Origin of the sequence: Paenarthrobacter sp. DKR-5 (assembly GCF_018531425.1) — a bacterium.
Classification (GTDB): domain Bacteria; phylum Actinomycetota; class Actinomycetes; order Actinomycetales; family Micrococcaceae; genus DKR-5.
Genome location: NZ_JAHBOI010000007.1, coordinates 171098 through 187428, shown reverse-complemented (window position 1 = coordinate 187428; position 16331 = coordinate 171098). Strand labels below are relative to the sequence as shown.

At 65.8% G+C, this 16331-nt stretch carries 16 protein-coding genes and 1 riboswitch; of the genes, 6 read left to right on the top strand and 10 right to left on the bottom strand.

Annotated features, from left to right (window positions below; genetic code table 11):
* Positions 1 to 420: 420 nt before the first annotated feature.
* Positions 421 to 592, top strand: a riboswitch (M-box (ykoK) riboswitch).
* Between the two features lie 229 nt (positions 593 to 821).
* Together KIH31_RS15750 and KIH31_RS15745 are read left to right on the top strand one after the other, a co-directional pair.
* Positions 822 to 2468, top strand: coding sequence for an NRAMP family divalent metal transporter (locus tag KIH31_RS15750; protein ID WP_214428080.1), 1647 nt, complete (start codon positions 822 to 824; stop codon positions 2466 to 2468).
* 63 nt (positions 2469 to 2531) lie between these two features.
* Positions 2532 to 3833, top strand: coding sequence for a magnesium transporter MgtE N-terminal domain-containing protein (locus KIH31_RS15745; RefSeq protein WP_214428079.1), 1302 nt, complete (start codon positions 2532 to 2534; stop codon positions 3831 to 3833).
* Positions 3834 to 4396: 563 nt separating this feature from the next.
* Here KIH31_RS15745 and KIH31_RS15740 read toward each other — a convergent pair.
* From KIH31_RS15740 to KIH31_RS15730, 4 genes are all read right to left on the bottom strand, one after another.
* Complete coding sequence (locus KIH31_RS15740) at positions 4397 to 4681, bottom strand: hypothetical protein (RefSeq protein ID WP_214428078.1); 285 nt, start codon at positions 4679 to 4681, stop codon at positions 4397 to 4399.
* Positions 4682 to 4921: 240 nt separating this feature from the next.
* Positions 4922 to 5134, bottom strand: a complete 213-nt coding sequence (locus KIH31_RS15735) for a hypothetical protein (protein WP_214428077.1) — start codon at positions 5132 to 5134, stop codon at positions 4922 to 4924.
* Between the two features lie 17 nt (positions 5135 to 5151).
* Positions 5152 to 5283 (bottom strand): hypothetical protein, encoded by a 132-nt coding sequence (locus tag KIH31_RS18340; protein ID WP_284676033.1) that lies wholly within the window; start codon positions 5281 to 5283, stop codon positions 5152 to 5154.
* Positions 5284 to 5512: 229 nt separating this feature from the next.
* Positions 5513 to 5803 carry a hypothetical protein gene (locus tag KIH31_RS15730; RefSeq protein WP_214428076.1) on the bottom strand — a complete coding sequence of 97 codons (291 nt, stop codon included), beginning with the start codon at positions 5801 to 5803 and terminating at the stop codon, positions 5513 to 5515.
* A 405-nt stretch (positions 5804 to 6208) separates the two neighbouring features.
* Between KIH31_RS15730 and KIH31_RS15725 the strand changes: the two genes are divergently transcribed.
* Together KIH31_RS15725 and KIH31_RS15720 are read left to right on the top strand one after the other, a co-directional pair.
* On the top strand, positions 6209 to 6934 hold the full coding sequence (locus KIH31_RS15725; RefSeq protein ID WP_214428075.1) for a VIT family protein: 726 nt from the start codon (positions 6209 to 6211) through the stop codon (positions 6932 to 6934).
* A gap of 229 nt (positions 6935 to 7163) precedes the next feature.
* Positions 7164 to 8621, top strand: coding sequence for a catalase (locus tag KIH31_RS15720; protein WP_214428074.1), 1458 nt, complete (start codon positions 7164 to 7166; stop codon positions 8619 to 8621).
* A gap of 33 nt (positions 8622 to 8654) precedes the next feature.
* Here the strand turns inward: KIH31_RS15720 and KIH31_RS15715 are convergent, their stop codons facing one another.
* From KIH31_RS15715 to KIH31_RS15700, 4 genes are all read right to left on the bottom strand, one after another.
* Positions 8655 to 9383, bottom strand: a complete 729-nt coding sequence (locus tag KIH31_RS15715; RefSeq protein WP_214428073.1) for a VIT family protein — start codon at positions 9381 to 9383, stop codon at positions 8655 to 8657.
* A gap of 152 nt (positions 9384 to 9535) precedes the next feature.
* Positions 9536 to 9751: a hypothetical protein gene (locus tag KIH31_RS15710; protein ID WP_214428072.1), complete on the bottom strand. Its 216-nt coding sequence runs from the start codon at positions 9749 to 9751 to the stop codon at positions 9536 to 9538.
* A 17-nt stretch (positions 9752 to 9768) separates the two neighbouring features.
* Positions 9769 to 10938: an NRAMP family divalent metal transporter gene (locus KIH31_RS15705; protein ID WP_284676037.1), complete on the bottom strand. Its 1170-nt coding sequence runs from the start codon at positions 10936 to 10938 to the stop codon at positions 9769 to 9771.
* 472 nt (positions 10939 to 11410) lie between these two features.
* Entirely contained in the window at positions 11411 to 11605 is a 195-nt protein-coding gene (locus KIH31_RS15700) for a hypothetical protein (RefSeq protein ID WP_214428070.1), read from the bottom strand.
* 128 nt (positions 11606 to 11733) lie between these two features.
* Here KIH31_RS15700 and KIH31_RS15695 point away from each other — a divergent pair, with 128 nt between their 5' ends.
* Positions 11734 to 11904, top strand: a complete 171-nt coding sequence (locus KIH31_RS15695) for a CsbD family protein (protein WP_214428069.1) — start codon at positions 11734 to 11736, stop codon at positions 11902 to 11904.
* 168 nt (positions 11905 to 12072) lie between these two features.
* Here the strand turns inward: KIH31_RS15695 and KIH31_RS15690 are convergent, their stop codons facing one another.
* Together KIH31_RS15690 and KIH31_RS15685 are read right to left on the bottom strand one after the other, a co-directional pair.
* Positions 12073 to 12399: a CPBP family intramembrane glutamic endopeptidase gene (locus KIH31_RS15690; protein WP_284676036.1), complete on the bottom strand. Its 327-nt coding sequence runs from the start codon at positions 12397 to 12399 to the stop codon at positions 12073 to 12075.
* 143 nt (positions 12400 to 12542) lie between these two features.
* A complete protein-coding gene (locus KIH31_RS15685; protein WP_214428067.1) occupies positions 12543 to 12992 on the bottom strand; it encodes a hypothetical protein in 450 nt (149 codons plus the stop codon).
* A gap of 374 nt (positions 12993 to 13366) precedes the next feature.
* On the opposite strand from KIH31_RS15685, the gene KIH31_RS15680 reads away from it, so the two are divergent.
* On the top strand, positions 13367 to 16276 hold the full coding sequence (locus KIH31_RS15680; protein ID WP_214428066.1) for a hypothetical protein: 2910 nt from the start codon (positions 13367 to 13369) through the stop codon (positions 16274 to 16276).
* Positions 16277 to 16331: the final 55 nt, after the last annotated feature.

Genomic DNA, 16331 nt, shown 5'->3' with positions numbered 1-16331 from the left:
AGTCTCGGATTCCATACACCCAAACAACCATCACCGGCGCCACGCGCGCCAGCAAGGAAAGCGTTACCTAAAGAAGGCTCACCTCACCGCCGGGCAGCCCCGCACGAACCAACAAGGCGGCACAGGAACTGCCCAAAGGGTGACCCGTTCGGGATCGGCGGCTCGTCCTGCTCCTGTCCGGACCTCAGCATCCTGCGTCGGCGTCCCGGGCGCGCCTGCTGCCCGGACTGGATGCCGCACCTCAACCTGCCGACTGCTCACTTGCGCATTCCGGGCGAACGGAGTGTGTCCGGATTCTTGCCAATGATCGGGGTGGAGGCGCTGGGAACGGTGACGGTTAGCGTGTACGTCAAGGAAGCGTAAAGACCGGCTCGCCTGGTTTTCCAGGGTCTTCTGCGCGGGGTTATAGTCTTTGTGCAAGGTGCCGTTCGTTAGCTGAGGCTCCTTCACGGATACATGCCAGCGACCCCTCCCGTCGAGAGACGCCCCGGGTCAGGACAGGTTTCCCCGGACTAAGGGGATACCCCGATTGGCTCCCGGGTTTCCCGGGTTCACGCCGTGGAGTGCCAAAGGTCTTACGAGGAGGGGTGCCCGCAGGCTTTCTTGTCCTGCGCTCCCTTGGCGGCATGTCGTTCGGCTGCAGGAGGTGAGGACCCGTCATGACCGACGGTGATAATGGTTGCCTCCAGTCGGCGTCCGCGCAGGAATCTGCCCGGGACGCGTAAGTCCCTCCTTCCCTATCCCGCCGCCTCCGGTTACCTCCGGGCGGCCTCGTTCCGCGACTTCCGCGTGCCCGAAACCCGGGCAGAAAGCCGGTAATAATGAGCAAGCACCTTGACAACAGCACCACTGCTCCGCCGGGCGCGGCCGCCCTCGATTCGGCCCACGTGGGCGACATCCACGGAGCGTTCGGCACCATCCGCCTCAACGACGAATCCCCGCGCAGCGGGTGGAAAGCACGGATCAAGACCCTGCTGGCAGTCATCGGCCCCGGCCTGATCGTGATGGTCGGAGACAACGACGCCGGCGCATTCGGAACCTACACACAGGCCGGACAGAACTACGGGACCGCGCTGCTGTGGACTCTGCTGCTGCTGGTCCCGGTGATTTACGTGAACCAGGAAATGGTACTGCGCCTCGGCATCGTCTCCGGGGTCGGTCACGCGCGGCTGATCCTTGAACGGTTCGGAAAATTCTGGGGAGCATTCAGCGTCATCGACCTGTTCATCCTCAACGCCCTGACCATCGTCACCGAATTCATCGGCATCAGCCTGGGCCTGGACTACCTCGGAATCCCCAAGATCGCCGGTGTGCCTGTCGCGGCCGTGGTCATCATCGCCGCAGCCTCCACCGGCTCGTTCAAACGCTTCGAACAAGTCTGCCTGACCTTGGTCGCAGGCTCGCTGCTGCTGATCCCCATCATCGTCATGGCCCACCCTCCCCTCGGCCAGATCACGCACGATTTCGTAATCCCCGGCATACCGGCAGGAGCCTCCCTCTCCGACGTGACACTGCTCATCATCGGCATCGTCGGCACCACCATCGCGCCCTGGCAGTTGTTCTTCCAACAGTCCTACCTGATCGACAAGCGCATCACTCCCCGCTACATCAACTACGAAAAAGCCGACCTGTGGATCGGCATCATCATCGTCATCGTCGGTGCAGGCGCCATCATCGCCTTCACCGCCGCCACCTTCGCAGGACGCCCCGAATTCAGCAACTTCACTGACGCCGAAGGTGTTGCTGTCGGGTTGGGCAAATACGTCGGCAAGGCCGCCGGCGTGCTGTTCGCTATCGCCCTGATCGACGCATCGATCATCGGAGCGGCGGCGGTCGGCTTGTCCACCTCCTATGCATTGGGTGACGTGCTGGGCCTGAAGCACTCTCTGCACCGCAAAGTCTCCGACGCCAAGGGTTTCTACGCCGTGTTCGCCGGGATCCTGCTCATCTCCGCCGTCATTGTCCTCATCCCGGGCAGCCCTCTGGGTCTGCTCACCGTTGGAGTGCAGGTCCTGGCCGGTGTCCTGCTGCCCTCCGCGACAGTGTTCCTGCTGCTTTTGTGCAATGACCGGCAAGTCCTGGGCCCGTGGGTGAACGGCAAAGCAATGAACATTTTCACCGCCCTCGTGATCGCCGTCCTGGTCATTCTTTCCATCGTGCTCACCGCAGGGGTCCTCTTCCCGGGCCTCACCGGGGCGGCCATCATCACCATCCTGCTCAGCGGAGCCGGCGGCTGCGTCCTCGGGGCGGCCGGATACCTGATCACGCTTAAGGTCCGTCCGCGTGCAAGGACAGAGGCCGTGGACCGTTCCGGCCGTACGCACTGGCGGATGCCCCCGCTGACGCTGCTGGAAGCACCGAAGCTCTCCACCGCCCGCAGGGCCGGACTGTCCGTGCTGCGCACCTACCTGCTCATCGCGATGATTCTCGTAATCGTCCGCATCGTACAGCTCTCCCTTGGCGGCTAAGCCGGCGACGCGTCATCCTTGACCCAGGGCAACCCAGTCACCCCCGTCCGCGAAAGGCTCCTCATGACCCTCCCCGAACCCACCGGGTCCATCCTGCTTTCGGCCCTGCTGCGTCGGCCCGTGATCGATGCCAAAGACAACCGTATCGGCACCCTCACGGACCTCATCGTGCGCCTGCGCGATCATTCCTCACCGCTGCTGACAGGTCTGGTTCTCGGCGTCGGTGACAGCCGGGTTTACGTACCGATGGCCGAGATCACCGCCATCGAACCCGCCCGCGTGCGCCTGCGCACAGCGCGCCTGGACCTTCGCGCCTTCCAGCGAAGGGAGGGGGAAGTGCTGCTCAAGGAAGACGTCCGCGGCCACAGGCTCGTCGACACCGAGCAGACGAGCCTGGTCAGGGCCTACGACATACAGCTCAGCGACACCGCCGAAGGGTGGGCCGTCACCGGCCTCGACGTGCATAAACGCTCATGGCTGCACCTGAACCGCAACCATGAAGGGCACACCATCAGGGGCTGGACGAGCTTCCTGCCCCTGATCGGCCACCGGGAATCCAGTCAGGCCCGCGCACGTCTTCTCGGCATCAACCAGCTAAAACCCGCCCAGATCGCCGACATCATCGAAGAATCCACCGAACCGGAACAACAAGAACTCCTCGCCCAGGTCCACACCGACCCGGAATTGGAAGCGGACGTGTTCGAGGAGCTCGACGAGAACCGCCAATCCCGCATCCTCAAAGACCGCACCGACGCTGAAGTCGCCGACATACTCTCCCACATGCGCGCCGACGACGCGGCCGACGCCCTGATGGACCTCCCCCAGGAACGCCGCAAAGACATCCTCGCGCTGCTTCCCTCCGCCGAGCACACCAAAGTCCTGACCCTGCTCGGCTACCACGACGCCACCGCCGGAGGACTCATGGGCACCGACTACATCGCGCTGCCCGCCACAGCCGCCATCGCCGACGCCCTACAAGCAATCCGCTCCGCCGCTGCCCGGCAACCCGAAGCCCTGACCACCATCTACGCCCTGCACCCCGACGAGACCCTGGCCGGAGCAATCAACCTGGTCCGCGCCCTCCAATGCGACCCCGCCGCACTGCTCTCCGACACCATCGACACCGAACCCATCACCGCCACCCCCAGCGATGACGTCATCGACATCACCACCACCATGGCCGACTACAACCTCCTGACCCTCCCCGTACTCGACCCCGACCGCCGCGTCCTCGGCGTGATCACCGTCGACGACGCCCTCGAAGCCGCCATCCCCGAAGACTGGGCGCGCCGCGAACCACACCGACGCACGCGGACCCCCGACGAACCCGGCGACAACAAAACCCCCACCCCCTCCGGCCACTAAACAGCGGACGGTGGAACAGGGCGCGCACCGCAGAACAAGAAACCGCGCCGTTGAACACGCGGCACCCGCCCCGAAGAAGAACACGATGCACCGGACAGAACACCGGCCTTTACCGGGTGAACGACTCAGCCTTCGGACACTTCTTGTTCCCCGGCTCCTGGCCCGCGGACTGCCCCCGGAAAAGATCGCCCGCCTCACTGGCGTGCCCGCGGCCCTGGTCGACCTCATCAATGAGCAAGACACACCTGCTCCCGCACCCAGACCGGCACCGCCAATACCACCCGCCCAGGAACCGCCCGCTGTCCCGCCGCCGCTCCCGGGCCCCCGGGAAACCACGAAAGACCCCCGAACCGCTATGGCCGTGCTCGCCGTCCTCGCCGCCGGATGCCTCGGCAGCATCATTTGGCACGAACCGGTCCTGCCCCTCACGGTAGTCGCAGCAGCACTCATCACCTACCGGCACCGCCACCGGTAGGCCACCCCAACACAACACACTGCCGGCACCCTGAGAGCCGACAGCCGACACGGCACCTCAGCAGCGGCCGTCGAACCGGACAACGTCCTCAAGCGGTGACGGTGAAGACCTCGACCGTGTATTCAGTGACCCTGCCGGACCGGACCCGGTACTCGGCACGGATCTCCACCTGCACCGGACCCGGAGCAGCAGGGATCACGCCCCGGGCCCCGGCCGCGCTGCAATGACGGGCATACTCAACCGCCATGGCCCGGTCACCGAACGTCACCGGCGAGCTCAGCGCATCCGCACGCACCGAATAAAAGACCCGGCTGACCACAGCCCCAGCCAGCTCATGGCTCTCATCGTTGGCGTAATCAGAAGATTCCGTCACAGTCACAGCATCCCTTCCTGAAGAAACCCGGCTGGGCAACCCGGCCCTGTCGAACCCTACCTCTTCCGCCGCGGGCCCGGCCGCCGTGGCCGCCAGGAAAAGGCCAGCACCTCGGACCGGGCTGCAGGTGACACCCGGATGCCGTCCTTGACCAGGCTTTCTGTCAAACCCGCCCCACCGGTCTCCCCTGCGGCCCCCCGATGGCCACCCCAAGCGGACCCGGCTGGTGGATTGTCGTGGTCAGCTGTTGGCGAGGTTGGCGATGAAGCTGAAGATGACCATGCCGGCCAGGATGAGGACGAAAATCCGCAGACCCCACAAACCCGCACGGGCACCCCGGCTCAGGCGGGCACGGGGCACCAGGCCGGAAACGGTGTATCCGGTCTCCGGTGACCGGCCGGGAGCACACGGGACGCTGCGCTCAGCGCCGTCGTTTTCTCCGTCATCGTGCATGGTGTCTCCTTTTTCGGTCACGGTGCGGCGATGATGTGCGTGGCTTGGAGGAACGCTGTGACGGCGTAAGCGCCGGCACAAACGGTGATGAAGACGATCACAGCGCCGGTGAGCACGTTGGTGGAAGGCTTGTTGGCCGAGGAGCCCATCAGCTCCCGGCGCGAAGAGGGTGTCAGATTGTTTGTGGAGGAGGGCTGTAGCTGCTAGCTGCTGGTTGATTGGAGAATCATTGTGGCTATGACTGATCCCCGTGAGGTGTTGCCGGAGGAGCTGGCCCGCAGGGCCGCGGCGGCCGGCAGCATGGATGCGCTGAAGGACTCCGGTGCATTTGACGAAGGTAGCCCGGGGACGGGTGGCGCCCGGCCCGGAGCGGCGTTCCTAGGCTGGTTCGAGGGCCGCGGGGGCGCCCGGATCTTCTTCGGTGGCTGTGCCGGTGTCCGTTGGGGCGAAGGCGACGGAGGGCAGGTCGGTGATGCTCAGGCCGGCGCGGGCGATGACTTGTACTTCGGTCAGGTTCGCAGCCCCGGCAACGTCCTCAAGGGTTTCACCTGCCTGCAGGGCCTGCCGCATGGATGAGTGCAGGTGGGCGCTGACCCGGTCGGTTTCCCAGTGGAGGGCTTCCAAGCGTGCCGCCGCCGCCCATACGGGGTGCAAATGTTCGTTCAGCACGGAGGCTCCTTTCCAATGGTTCGGGCTGCCGCAGCCCTCGGGGGTTCCGGACAAGACAACGGCCTCGTCGTGCCTTCGGGTACTTTATACACCCGGCGGTATCGGCCGCTGCACTGAAACAACGGGTTTCGGGACCGCGGGCGGCACGGAGTATCGCTGCAGGGAGCCGGGCGCGTCCATGCCGCCCCGCGCGCCGATCACTGTTCCGGCAGCTTGTGAACAGCGTGCGCGGCATCCCCGGGCAGACGTGAATGCGATGGACTGCCGACCCGGTTCCGCCGCGATGAACGCTCCCCTCAGTGACCGGCGCCGTCACCTTCGTCTCGATCGCCGCGACCCGCCACCGGCCCCCGGGCACCCGCGGGCTGGGTGGCAGGGCGGACACGGCAGTGGCATTGTTGGCGTATGAGCGATGAGCAGATGCCCGGGCACCCTGACGAGCCGCACCGCGGGGACATTTCTTCCCGGCTGAACTGGCTGCGCGCCGGAGTGCTGGGCGCCAATGACGGGATCGTGTCGGTAGCAGCGATCGTGGTCGGTGTCGCCGGTGTCACGACCGACACCGGCCCGTTGCTTACCGCGGGCATGGCGGGCCTGGTCGGCGGTGCGGTCTCGATGGCGCTGGGAGAGTACGTTTCGGTCAGCAGCCAAAGCGACAGCCAGCGGGCACTGATTGAGAAGGAACGCCGGGAACTGGCTGAACAGCCCGAGGAAGAGCTGGCCGAACTGGCCGGCATTTACCAGGCCAAGGGCCTGTCCCCGGACACCGCGCGGCAAGTCGCGAAGGAACTGACCGATCACGATGCCCTGGCCGCGCACCTCTCCGCTGAGCTGCGCCTGGATGAGGACGAGGTCGTCAGCCCCTGGCATGCGGCGTTCGCTTCCGCGCTGAGCTTTCTTATCGGTGCTGTCCTTCCCCTGCTGACCATCCTTCTTCCCCCGCCGGCATTCCGGGTGCCGGCGACTTTCATCGCAGTGCTGCTGGCTCTGGCCGCGACCGGCAGCCTCGGCGCGTACATCGGCGGCGGCTCCAAGACCAGGGCCGCCGTCCGAGTGGTCGTCGGCGGCGCGCTGGCCCTGGCCGCGACCTTCATCATCGGCCGGCTGCTCGGCGCTTCCGGCATCGCCTGACCCCGCACGGCCCCGTTTGTTCCGCACGGTCACCCCTCGAGGCAACCTCCCGCCGGGTGCGGTACCGGTCCGCACCCCTGCCCGGGGACCGGGAGGGGTTGACGGGACACCAGGACGCGCGGTGGGATAAGAATGCCCGGGCTTCGCCTCCGGGCGCACCATCCGTAACTTTCCAAGACACGTAACTTCCCAAGACGTTCGAGACGGCCCTGAGACGGGGGACAGCATCATGTCCGATGAAAATTTCACCACCAACAACGCCGGAATTCCGGTCGCAAGTGACGAACATTCCCTCACCCTCGGCCCGGACGGACCGTTGCTGCTGCAGGACCACTACCTGATCGAAAAAATGGCCCAGTTCAACCGGGAGCGGGTCCCGGAACGCCAGCCCCACGCCAAGGGCGGCGGCGCGTTCGGGCGGTTCGAGGTCACGAACGACATCAGCGCCTACACCAAAGCGGACCTTTTCCAGCCCGGCCGCTCGACCGAAATGCTGATCAGATTCTCCACCGTGGCTGGTGAACGCGGCACCCCCGACACATGGCGGGATCCCAGAGGGTTCTCCATCAAGTTCTACACAACCCAGGGCAACTACGACATGGTCGGCAACAATACCCCCGTGTTCTTCCTGCGGGACCCGATGAAGTTCCAGGACTTCATCCGATCCCAGAAGCGCCGCGCCGACACCAACCTGCGCGACCACGACATGCAATGGGACTTCTGGACTCTCTCCCCCGAATCAGCACACCAGGTGACCTGGCTGATGGGAGACCGGGGCATCCCGCGCACCTGGCGCCACATGGACGGGTTTTCCAGCCACACCTACATGTGGGTAAACGCGGCAGGGGAAAAATTCTGGGTCCGCTATCACTTCAAGACCGACCAGGGCATCGAGTTCTTCACCCAGGACGAAGCCGATGAAATGGCCGGCAAGGACGCCGATTTCCACACCCGCGACCTGCACGACGCGATCGCCCGCGGTGAGAACCCGAGCTGGACTCTGAAAGTCCAGATCATGCCGTTCGAGGAAGCCAAGGACTACAGGTTCAACCCGTTCGACCTGACCAAAGCAATTTCGCAAAAGGACTACCCGCTGATCGAAGTCGGCCGGATGACCCTGGACCGCAATCCCAGCGACTACCACACGGAGATAGAACAGGCCGCGTTCGAACCCAGCAACCTCGTACCCGGGATCGGCCCCAGCCCGGACCGGATGCTCCTCGGCCGGATGTTCTCCTACCCCGACGCCCACCGGTACCGGATCGGCGCCAACTACAACGAGCTTCCCGTCAACGCCCCCCGCAACGCCGAAGTCCGCTCGTACTCCAAAGACGGCCACATGCGCCACCACAACCCCGGCGACCCCGTCTACGCCCCCAACTCCAAAGGCGGCCCCAGCGCAGACACCGCACGCTTCGGCGAACCCGCGGGGTGGCACGCCGACGGCGACATGATCCACGCAGCCGCGACCCTGCACCGCGACGACGACGACTTCGGCCAGGCCGGAACCCTCGTCCGCGAAGTGCTCGACGACGCCGCCCGCGACCGGCTCGTCAGCAACATCGTGGGCCACCTCCTCGACGGCGTCAGCGAACCAGTGCTCCTCCGCGCCTTCGACTACTGGCGCAACGTCGACCCCGCACTCGGCGAAAGAGTCGAAAAAGGCGTCCGCAGCGCCGCCCCCTGACCCGCCCAAAGGTGAGGGCGGCGTCGCGGGTGTTTAGACGCCCGCTGCTCCCAGGAGGCGCCCGACGAGGAAGGTGAACGCGAGGGCGATGGCGCCGCCGATGACAACGCGGAGGGCAGCCCTGCCCCGGGAACCGCCGCCAAGGTGCGCTCCGACGCCGCCGGTGACGGCCAGCGCCACGAGAACGGCAGCGAAGGTGACCGGGACACGCCATGCTTCCGGCGGCAGGAGGATCGCGAGCAAGGGGAGGATCGCGCCGAGGGTGAAGCTGATCGCTGAAGCGAACGCCGCGTGCCACGGGTTCACGACCTCATCTTCGTCAGCGTGCAGATCGACGGACAGATGCGCTTCAAGGGCGTTTCTCTCGGTGAGTTCTTCAGCCACCGTGCGGGCCGTGTCCTCGCTCAATCCCTTGCGCCGGTAGGCCCGGGCCAGCTCCGAGAGCTTCTCCTCCGGCTGCTCGGCAAGTTCGCGGCGTTTGCGCTCAATGACGGCCCGCTGACTGTCGCTCTGGCTGCTGACCGAGACGTATTCGCCCAAGGCCATCGAGACCGCCCCTCCGACCAGGCCGGCCATACCGGCGGTCAGGATCGGTCCGGGGGCGACGCTCACACCAGCGACACCCACCACAATCGCAGCGACCGACACGATCCCGTCATTGGCTCCCAGCACCCCTGCGCGAAGCCAGTTCAACCGCGACGAGAGGTCCTTGCCTTGCGGTTCGGCGTCGGCATGCGCTTGAAGAGAAGTCTCGGATTCCATACACCCAAACAACCATCACCGGCGCCACGCGCGCCAGCAAGGAAAGCGTTACCTAAAGAAGGCTCACCTCACCGCCGGGCAGCCCCGCACGAACCAACAAGGCGGCACAGGAGTATCCGTTTAACGGGGATCCGGCCGACGAACCGGGGCGCTTAGGAATTGGCGAGGTTGGCGATGAAGGTGTAGACGACCATGCCGGCCAGGATGATGACGAAAATTCGCAGGCCCCACAAACCCGCACGGGTCCCCCGGCTCAGCCGGGCACGGGGTACCGGGCCGGAAACGGTGTATCCGGTCTCCGGTTCCCGGCCGGGAACACTCGGGGCGCTGCGCTCAGCGCCGTCGTTTTCGTGGCCGTCATCGTGCATGGTGTCTCCTTTTTCGGTCATGGTGCGGCGATGAGGTGCGTGGCTTGGAGGAACGCTGTGACGGCGTAGGCGCCGGCACAAACGGTGATGAAGACGATCACAGCGCCGGTGAGCACGTTGGTGGAAGGCTTGTTGGCCGAGGAGCCCATCAGCTCCCGGTCGTTGGCCAGCATGAGAAGGAACACGAGGGTGACCGGCAGTAACACGGTGGCCAGCACGTTGGCGTTCAGCGCGATCGCCAGCAAAGGAACCCCGGGAATGAGGATGACCGATGCGGCCGCGGCCGCTGAAGCGATGTTCACGGCGTGGAAGGCCACGGCCCGGCGTGGAGCGGCGTTGAAACTGTGGGGCAGGCCCAGGCATTCGGCTGCGGCATAGGAGGTACTGGCGGAAATCGTTAGCAGGGCCACAGCACCGGCGTCGATGAGGCCCAGGGAGAACAGGGCACCCACCGGTGGCCCGGCGGCGTGATCAAGTGCCCACGGCATGCCGGCGCTCTCAAACGCGGCGCCGGGACCGGCCAGGACGGCGCCGGTGATCAAGGCACCGGCCCCGAACAGGGCCGCCAGCGCGGCACCGAGCGCGGTTTCGGCCCGCCCGTAACCGACGTCTGCGCGGGTCAGGCCCTTGTCGGCGGACGCGCTTTGCTGGAAGAACACCATCCACGGGGTCACGGTCGCCCCGATGGTCGAGGTCAACAACAAAAGCACGGTGACCGGGTCCCCGGCCGGAAGCGGAGCCCAGGACAACAACGCCCGGCCTACGGCGGCGGGATCCGGGCGCACCAGCACCGCTGTGAGAAGGAACAGCGCATTGAACGCAGCCAGGCCCAGCACGGTACGTTCCCACCGCCGGTACCGGCCCAATACAGCAGTCAGCACCACCAGGGACAAGCCCAGAAACGCCGCGACCGGCGCCCCGTACCCGAAATAGGACAAGCCGATCCGGATCGCCACAAACTCAGCCACCAGAGTCACAAGGTTCGTCAAAGCCAGATCCACGGCCCCGAACGCCCCCCACCCGCGGCCGTAACGGCCGAACACCAACTCGCCGAAGCCGCGCCCGGTCACCGCACCCACCCGCATGCTCATCTCCTGACACAGATACGCCATGAGAAAAAGCAACACCGTGAACGGCAGGAAAAACCCCATCCCGTACCCTGCCCCGGACGCGGCATAGGACAGCATGCTCGGACCGTCGTTTTCACCCAGCATCGCCAGGATCCCCGGCCCCGCCAACAGCCACAACAGCCTCGAACGCCGCCCGGACGCCCGCGCAGCCACGATCAGCGCGCGGTCACGCGTCCGCGCCGCCTCCCCAAAACCTCCGTCCCACTCCCGCTCTTGCCTGCGTTCTCCCGACCGAAATGAGGCGTACCGCATAATAAAATTATGGCCCCCCTAAAAATTTTGGTCGACCCCGTCACGCCACCCTCCGCGCCGCCCCGGCCGGCCGCTAACACCCAAAAGCCCCCGGACACTGCGCCGGCGTACGATCCCGGACGAACCCCGAACCGTCAGCTTCGCCCCCGCCCGAATCTGCCGCGGATGCACATTCAAACAGATCGCGTAAAACCCGGCGCTGCTGCCTGGCATCGGCGCCCGCACAGAACGCGACAGGCCACGGACCAAAGGGCCGCAGCCTGCGATCACACGAAAGTCAGTGGAGCAGGTCTTCCTCGGCCCGGGTGAAGTCCACGGAAGCGGTGGGCTCGCCGATGTCAGCTGCGGTTGTGGCGTGAATCCCGATGCCGCCCACGACCTGGATCGAAGGATTTACCGCCGGCAGCGACGCAACGACGGCGGAAAGGCGTGCGCCCGTCGAAGATGCAGCAATTAGCCGCAACGCGCTCACGGCGGCCAACCCCGGGTCAACGAAACCCGGGGCAACCCGGGATCAGTCCTAGTGGAAACCTGACTCTAAGCATGCTTAGGATAGACGCGGCCGTACAGGTCGGCCGCCGAACCAGAGGAGGAAACGCTATGGGACTAGGCGACAAGATTGACAACGCTGCCGAGAAGGTTGGCGGCAAGGGCAAGGAAGCCGCCGGCAAAGCCACGGGCGATGAAAGCCTGCAGGCCGAGGGCCGCGCAGACCAGGCCAAAGGCGATTTGAAGCAGGCCGGCGAGAAGGTCAAGGACGCCTTCAAGTAAGACTTGGTTGAACACAGGAGAAGGGCGTACCGACAACATGGTGCGCCCTTCTTTATGACCTGCCTGCTGTCACCCCGCGGTGACTTCCATGGTGTCTTCCATTGACCGTCGGCGTTATCGCGCGCAGACATGATCCGGGCACGACTCTGAATTGGATCTCCTCATGAGTCAGTCAGCCTCGTAACGGTTGTACGACACCCGCTTTGACTTGGCCCGTCGGTGGATAAAGCTGAGCAGCAGTGCCGGTTCCAGGACGGCGTCGATCAGCAGGTGAGCGGTGACACAGGCCCACAAGCTGCGGAGGGACAGCAGGTACAGGGCGCCGATCACCCAACCGAGCACGGTTGATGCCGGCTGCGCCATCAGGGCCGCCGGGAGCCCGGTGAAGACGTAGAAGTGCAGGCACCCGAACACCAGGCCGCTGCGCCACCGAGCGAGAGCGACGACACGAGTGAGCGCAAACTGCTCCTCACCGACGCCACTAAGCGGTGTCAGATACGGCTACACCCCAACCTGACAGCCTGTACCCCGTGCCAAAGCCGACGAGTCGGGCGTCGCAGGCCGGCATGAAAACCCGGGTCGGCTAACGGCGGTGAGCCGATCCCGGCCGGTGCTTGCGAGTGAGGACGTTGCGCCAGTCAGCGAAGTTGGCTGGTGGTTGGCCCCGTGTACATGGTTCGGATGGGCTTGAGGCGCAGGGCCGTGATGGCCCGTGCGAAAAGGACCACGATCAGGACGTAGGAGCCGAGCATGGGCATCCTCCCGCTCGCGATGCTGGCCGCCACATCGAACAGGCCCAGCACAAGACCGATGCTGGTCAGCACGAGGACGGCCACGAGCGGACCACGGCTGATTGTCCTGCGGGTCGCCAGGGACCATATGCCGATACCAATGTAGGCCAGTCCCTGAACGGTGCCGAGGACAACGATCGGGGCGCCTGATGCCGCGGGGAACAGGGAGCTTTGGTTCGATGCGGCCACCATGGCGAGGACCGCCGTGCCGAAGAGGTCAAAAACTCCCACGATGATCGCGAGGACGCCGACCCAGGTGCGGAGCTTGCGGGAGCGCGCGGCCGTCGCTGGGTCCAAGGCGCCGGCGCCTCCCTCGTACGGAGCATGCCATCCGGGTGGCCCCCACGCAGTTGGTTGCCCCGGCTGCTGCGGCCAGACTGAAGGCCAGGGCTGCGGGTCTGCGGGCCCTGGCGTCGGGAGCGAGGAAGGCTGTGGATAGGAGTGCTGTTGCTGTGACGGCTCGCTCAAGGCGATGCTCCTGTCTGCGCGAGGGAGCACCATCCCCAGCGCCCCAATGCACGCAAACATAACAGCAACCGAATGATTTTCCAGATAGTTGCTTGTGGAAACCCAGTTTCGGGTTTACGTTTCTCTCAGCAAGTCAGTGTTTGGGGGCAACTGGCATTGTTCGCTTCCCCTGGGACCTGAATTCTTCTGTTGAAAGTGGTTCCATGGGGGTTGGTTCTGCCGCGGCACGCCGCGCACTTTTTAGCCTGGTTCTCTGCGGCGGACTCGTCGCCTCATCCGCCGGTGTGACCGCCGCGAACGCCGCAACACCGGCCAGTGTGGCCTCCGAAACGGCGGCGCCGGCCCCGGACCCGGAGACGTCCGCGGCGGCCCAGGCCGTGGCGGCGGGCCAGGACGTCGCGGTACCTGCAGACACCACACCAACGGAAACCACGGTCGCCCACCCGGACGGCACCTTCACCCGGACCGTGAGCTCTTCCCCGGTGCGCATGCAAACTTCCACCGGGTGGGCGGATATCTCCACCGACCTGACGCCGTCCTCAGACAACGGCGCCCCCGTGCTGACACCGAAGATGGTCCCGGTGGCGCTGGCCCTGGCATCCGGCGGGGCCACGACCATGGCCACCTTGGATGACAAGCACGGCCATACCATTACCCAGTCCTGGCCCTTTGGATCCCTGCCGGCCCCGGTGGTCTCGGGCAACACCGCCACCTACCCGTCCGTGCTCCCCGGGGTGGACCTCATCCAGGTCGCCCACGACACCGGCGTCTCCCAGGTCCTGCGCATCCGGTCCGCCGCAGCAGCAGCGGACCCGCGGGTGGCACAGATGCACGTGCTCATCAACGCCGCCAACGCCGTGATCAACCCCGACGGGACGGGCGGGCTGACCGCGACCGGGACCGACACCGGCCAGGTTGCGCTGCGCACCATGCAGGCCCAGTGGTGGGACTCCTCCCAACCGGGCGCGTCAGCCACGGATCCCGGCGGGCCCGGCATCACACGTCCGTTCCCGCTGAGCCTGGGCACGGACGACGGACAGCAGTCCCAGGTGTTCGGGATGGACAAAATCACCGGCACCCCGGGCATCCAGTACCCGATCTACGTGGACCCGGACTGGTCCGCGTCGCGCACCTCCTACCTGTACGTTGACAGCGCGTACCCGACCACCAACTACTGGAACGGCCAGTACACGGATTCCACCGTCCATGTCGGGTACCTGCCCGCGTCGTGGGCCCCCGACGGAGTCAGCCACGTCGCCCGCGGCTTCTACCAGTTCGTTTCCTCTGCCCTGTCCGGCAAAACGATTCTCAGCGCGCGCCTGGACACCACGGAAACGTGGTCTTCGTCGTGCACCGCGACCCCCGTTTCGGCGTGGGTGACCGGAGGGGTGGGCACCGGCACGACCTGGAATGCGCAGCCGTCCTGGATGCAGCAGACTGACTCCAACACGATCGCCCACGGATACAGCTCCAGCTGCCCGGCGGCGACCGTGGGCTTCGATATGGCCGGCACGAAGGGCTGGCTGACTAATTCCCCGCAGTGGACCGTGGGTCTGCGCGCCGACAACGAGTCCGACTCGCTGGGATGGAAGCGGTTCTCCAATACCGCCACGCTCGCCGTCACTTACGACACTGCGCCGAACACGCCCGGCATTTACGGAATCAGCGGGGGCCTCTGGTCCGGGACCGCGTGGGCGGCAGGATCTACGTACCTGACCCGCTACCGGCAACCCACATATACCGTCTCTGCCTCGGACCCGGACGGCAGCACCGGCGGGAACATCTCGGTTTCCTTCGACGTCTACACCGCCGGCGGCACGCATGAGTACGGCGCCGGCACCCGGGTGTCAGTGCCGGGCTCCGGAGGAAAAGCCAGCTGGGCGGCACCGTCGACGCTGCCGGACGGCGCCTACCAGTTACGCTCCCAGGCGGTTGACTCCTCCGGGGTGGCCTCAGGGACCATGACGTTCAATTTCACGATCGACACAAAGGCACCAACCACCCCGGTGGTCGCTCCGGCGAGCGGATCCCCGATTGTTGCCACCGACGCCACCGACGGCACCGACTCCACCGGCGTCGTCGGTAAGAGTGGCTACGACTTCACCATCACCAACACTAACCCCGACAAACTCGCCGTCACAGGCTTCATCTACGCGGTCACCAGCGGCACTACGACCGAGACTTTCCCCTCCGATCTCTCACCTACCGACGCCACCTGTGGAAAGCGGCTGCGGGAATTCGTTGTTGTCTGCCCCTCTGACGGCTTTCACGCCACAGTCCACGTCACAGCCCTGGACGCGACGACCGCGGTCACCGCGTGGGCCTACAACAAGGCAGGCAATGTCAGTGCCACGGAAATGAACAGCAGCGACAACCCGCACCCCTACCAGTACGTACTGCAGGTTGGTAAGGAGCCCACGGTGCAGGGAACCGTGCTGCCCTTCACGCTCCACGGGGCAACGAGGGTCGACGTCGCCACCCTCGGCGGCAATCCACAGACCGCCTGCCAGGACGCCGGAGACCCGTCCAACGCGGACGGAACCGCGCCCGCGATCCAGTTCACCAACCCCGGCGACTACGCCGAAACCGCCTGGGCCGTTGACACCTCAAAGAGTTTCAGCGTTGCGGCCTGGGTATGCCCGTCCACGACGGGCACCACACCCTTCCAGTCCCTCATCACCCAGATGGCCGGAACCGACAGCACCTCCCCAGGTGGAGGCCTGCGCATCAAGGCCAGCACGGCGGAGCTGGCAACCTGGGGGGCGGCGAGCTCTCCCCCTCCCACGGAAGTGGCAGGACCGGCCTTGAGCGCCGGCACCTGGTACTACGTGACAGCCGTCTATGACCAGGCCAACCAGCAGCTGCGCATCTCCCAAACCACCACCGGCTACACCTCCACCTGGACCTACGCCTTCGCCGGCGCCCCCCTGGCCGCCCCGTCAACCCAGCCCGTGCTGCTCGGCGCGGCAGACACGTCCGGAACCAACCAGTTCACCGGCCAAATCCTCCGGCCCGTCTTCACCCAGAACGTCCTTAGTTCCAGCGCGTTCGCCAACGCCCAGTCGCAGCTCACATCCGGCCCCGTCGCAGGGCAGTTCGGAGTCCTGAAATGATGCACCGCCGAAACCGTCCCGCCACCGGGACCCGCGGCGTCCTCTCATCGGTCAT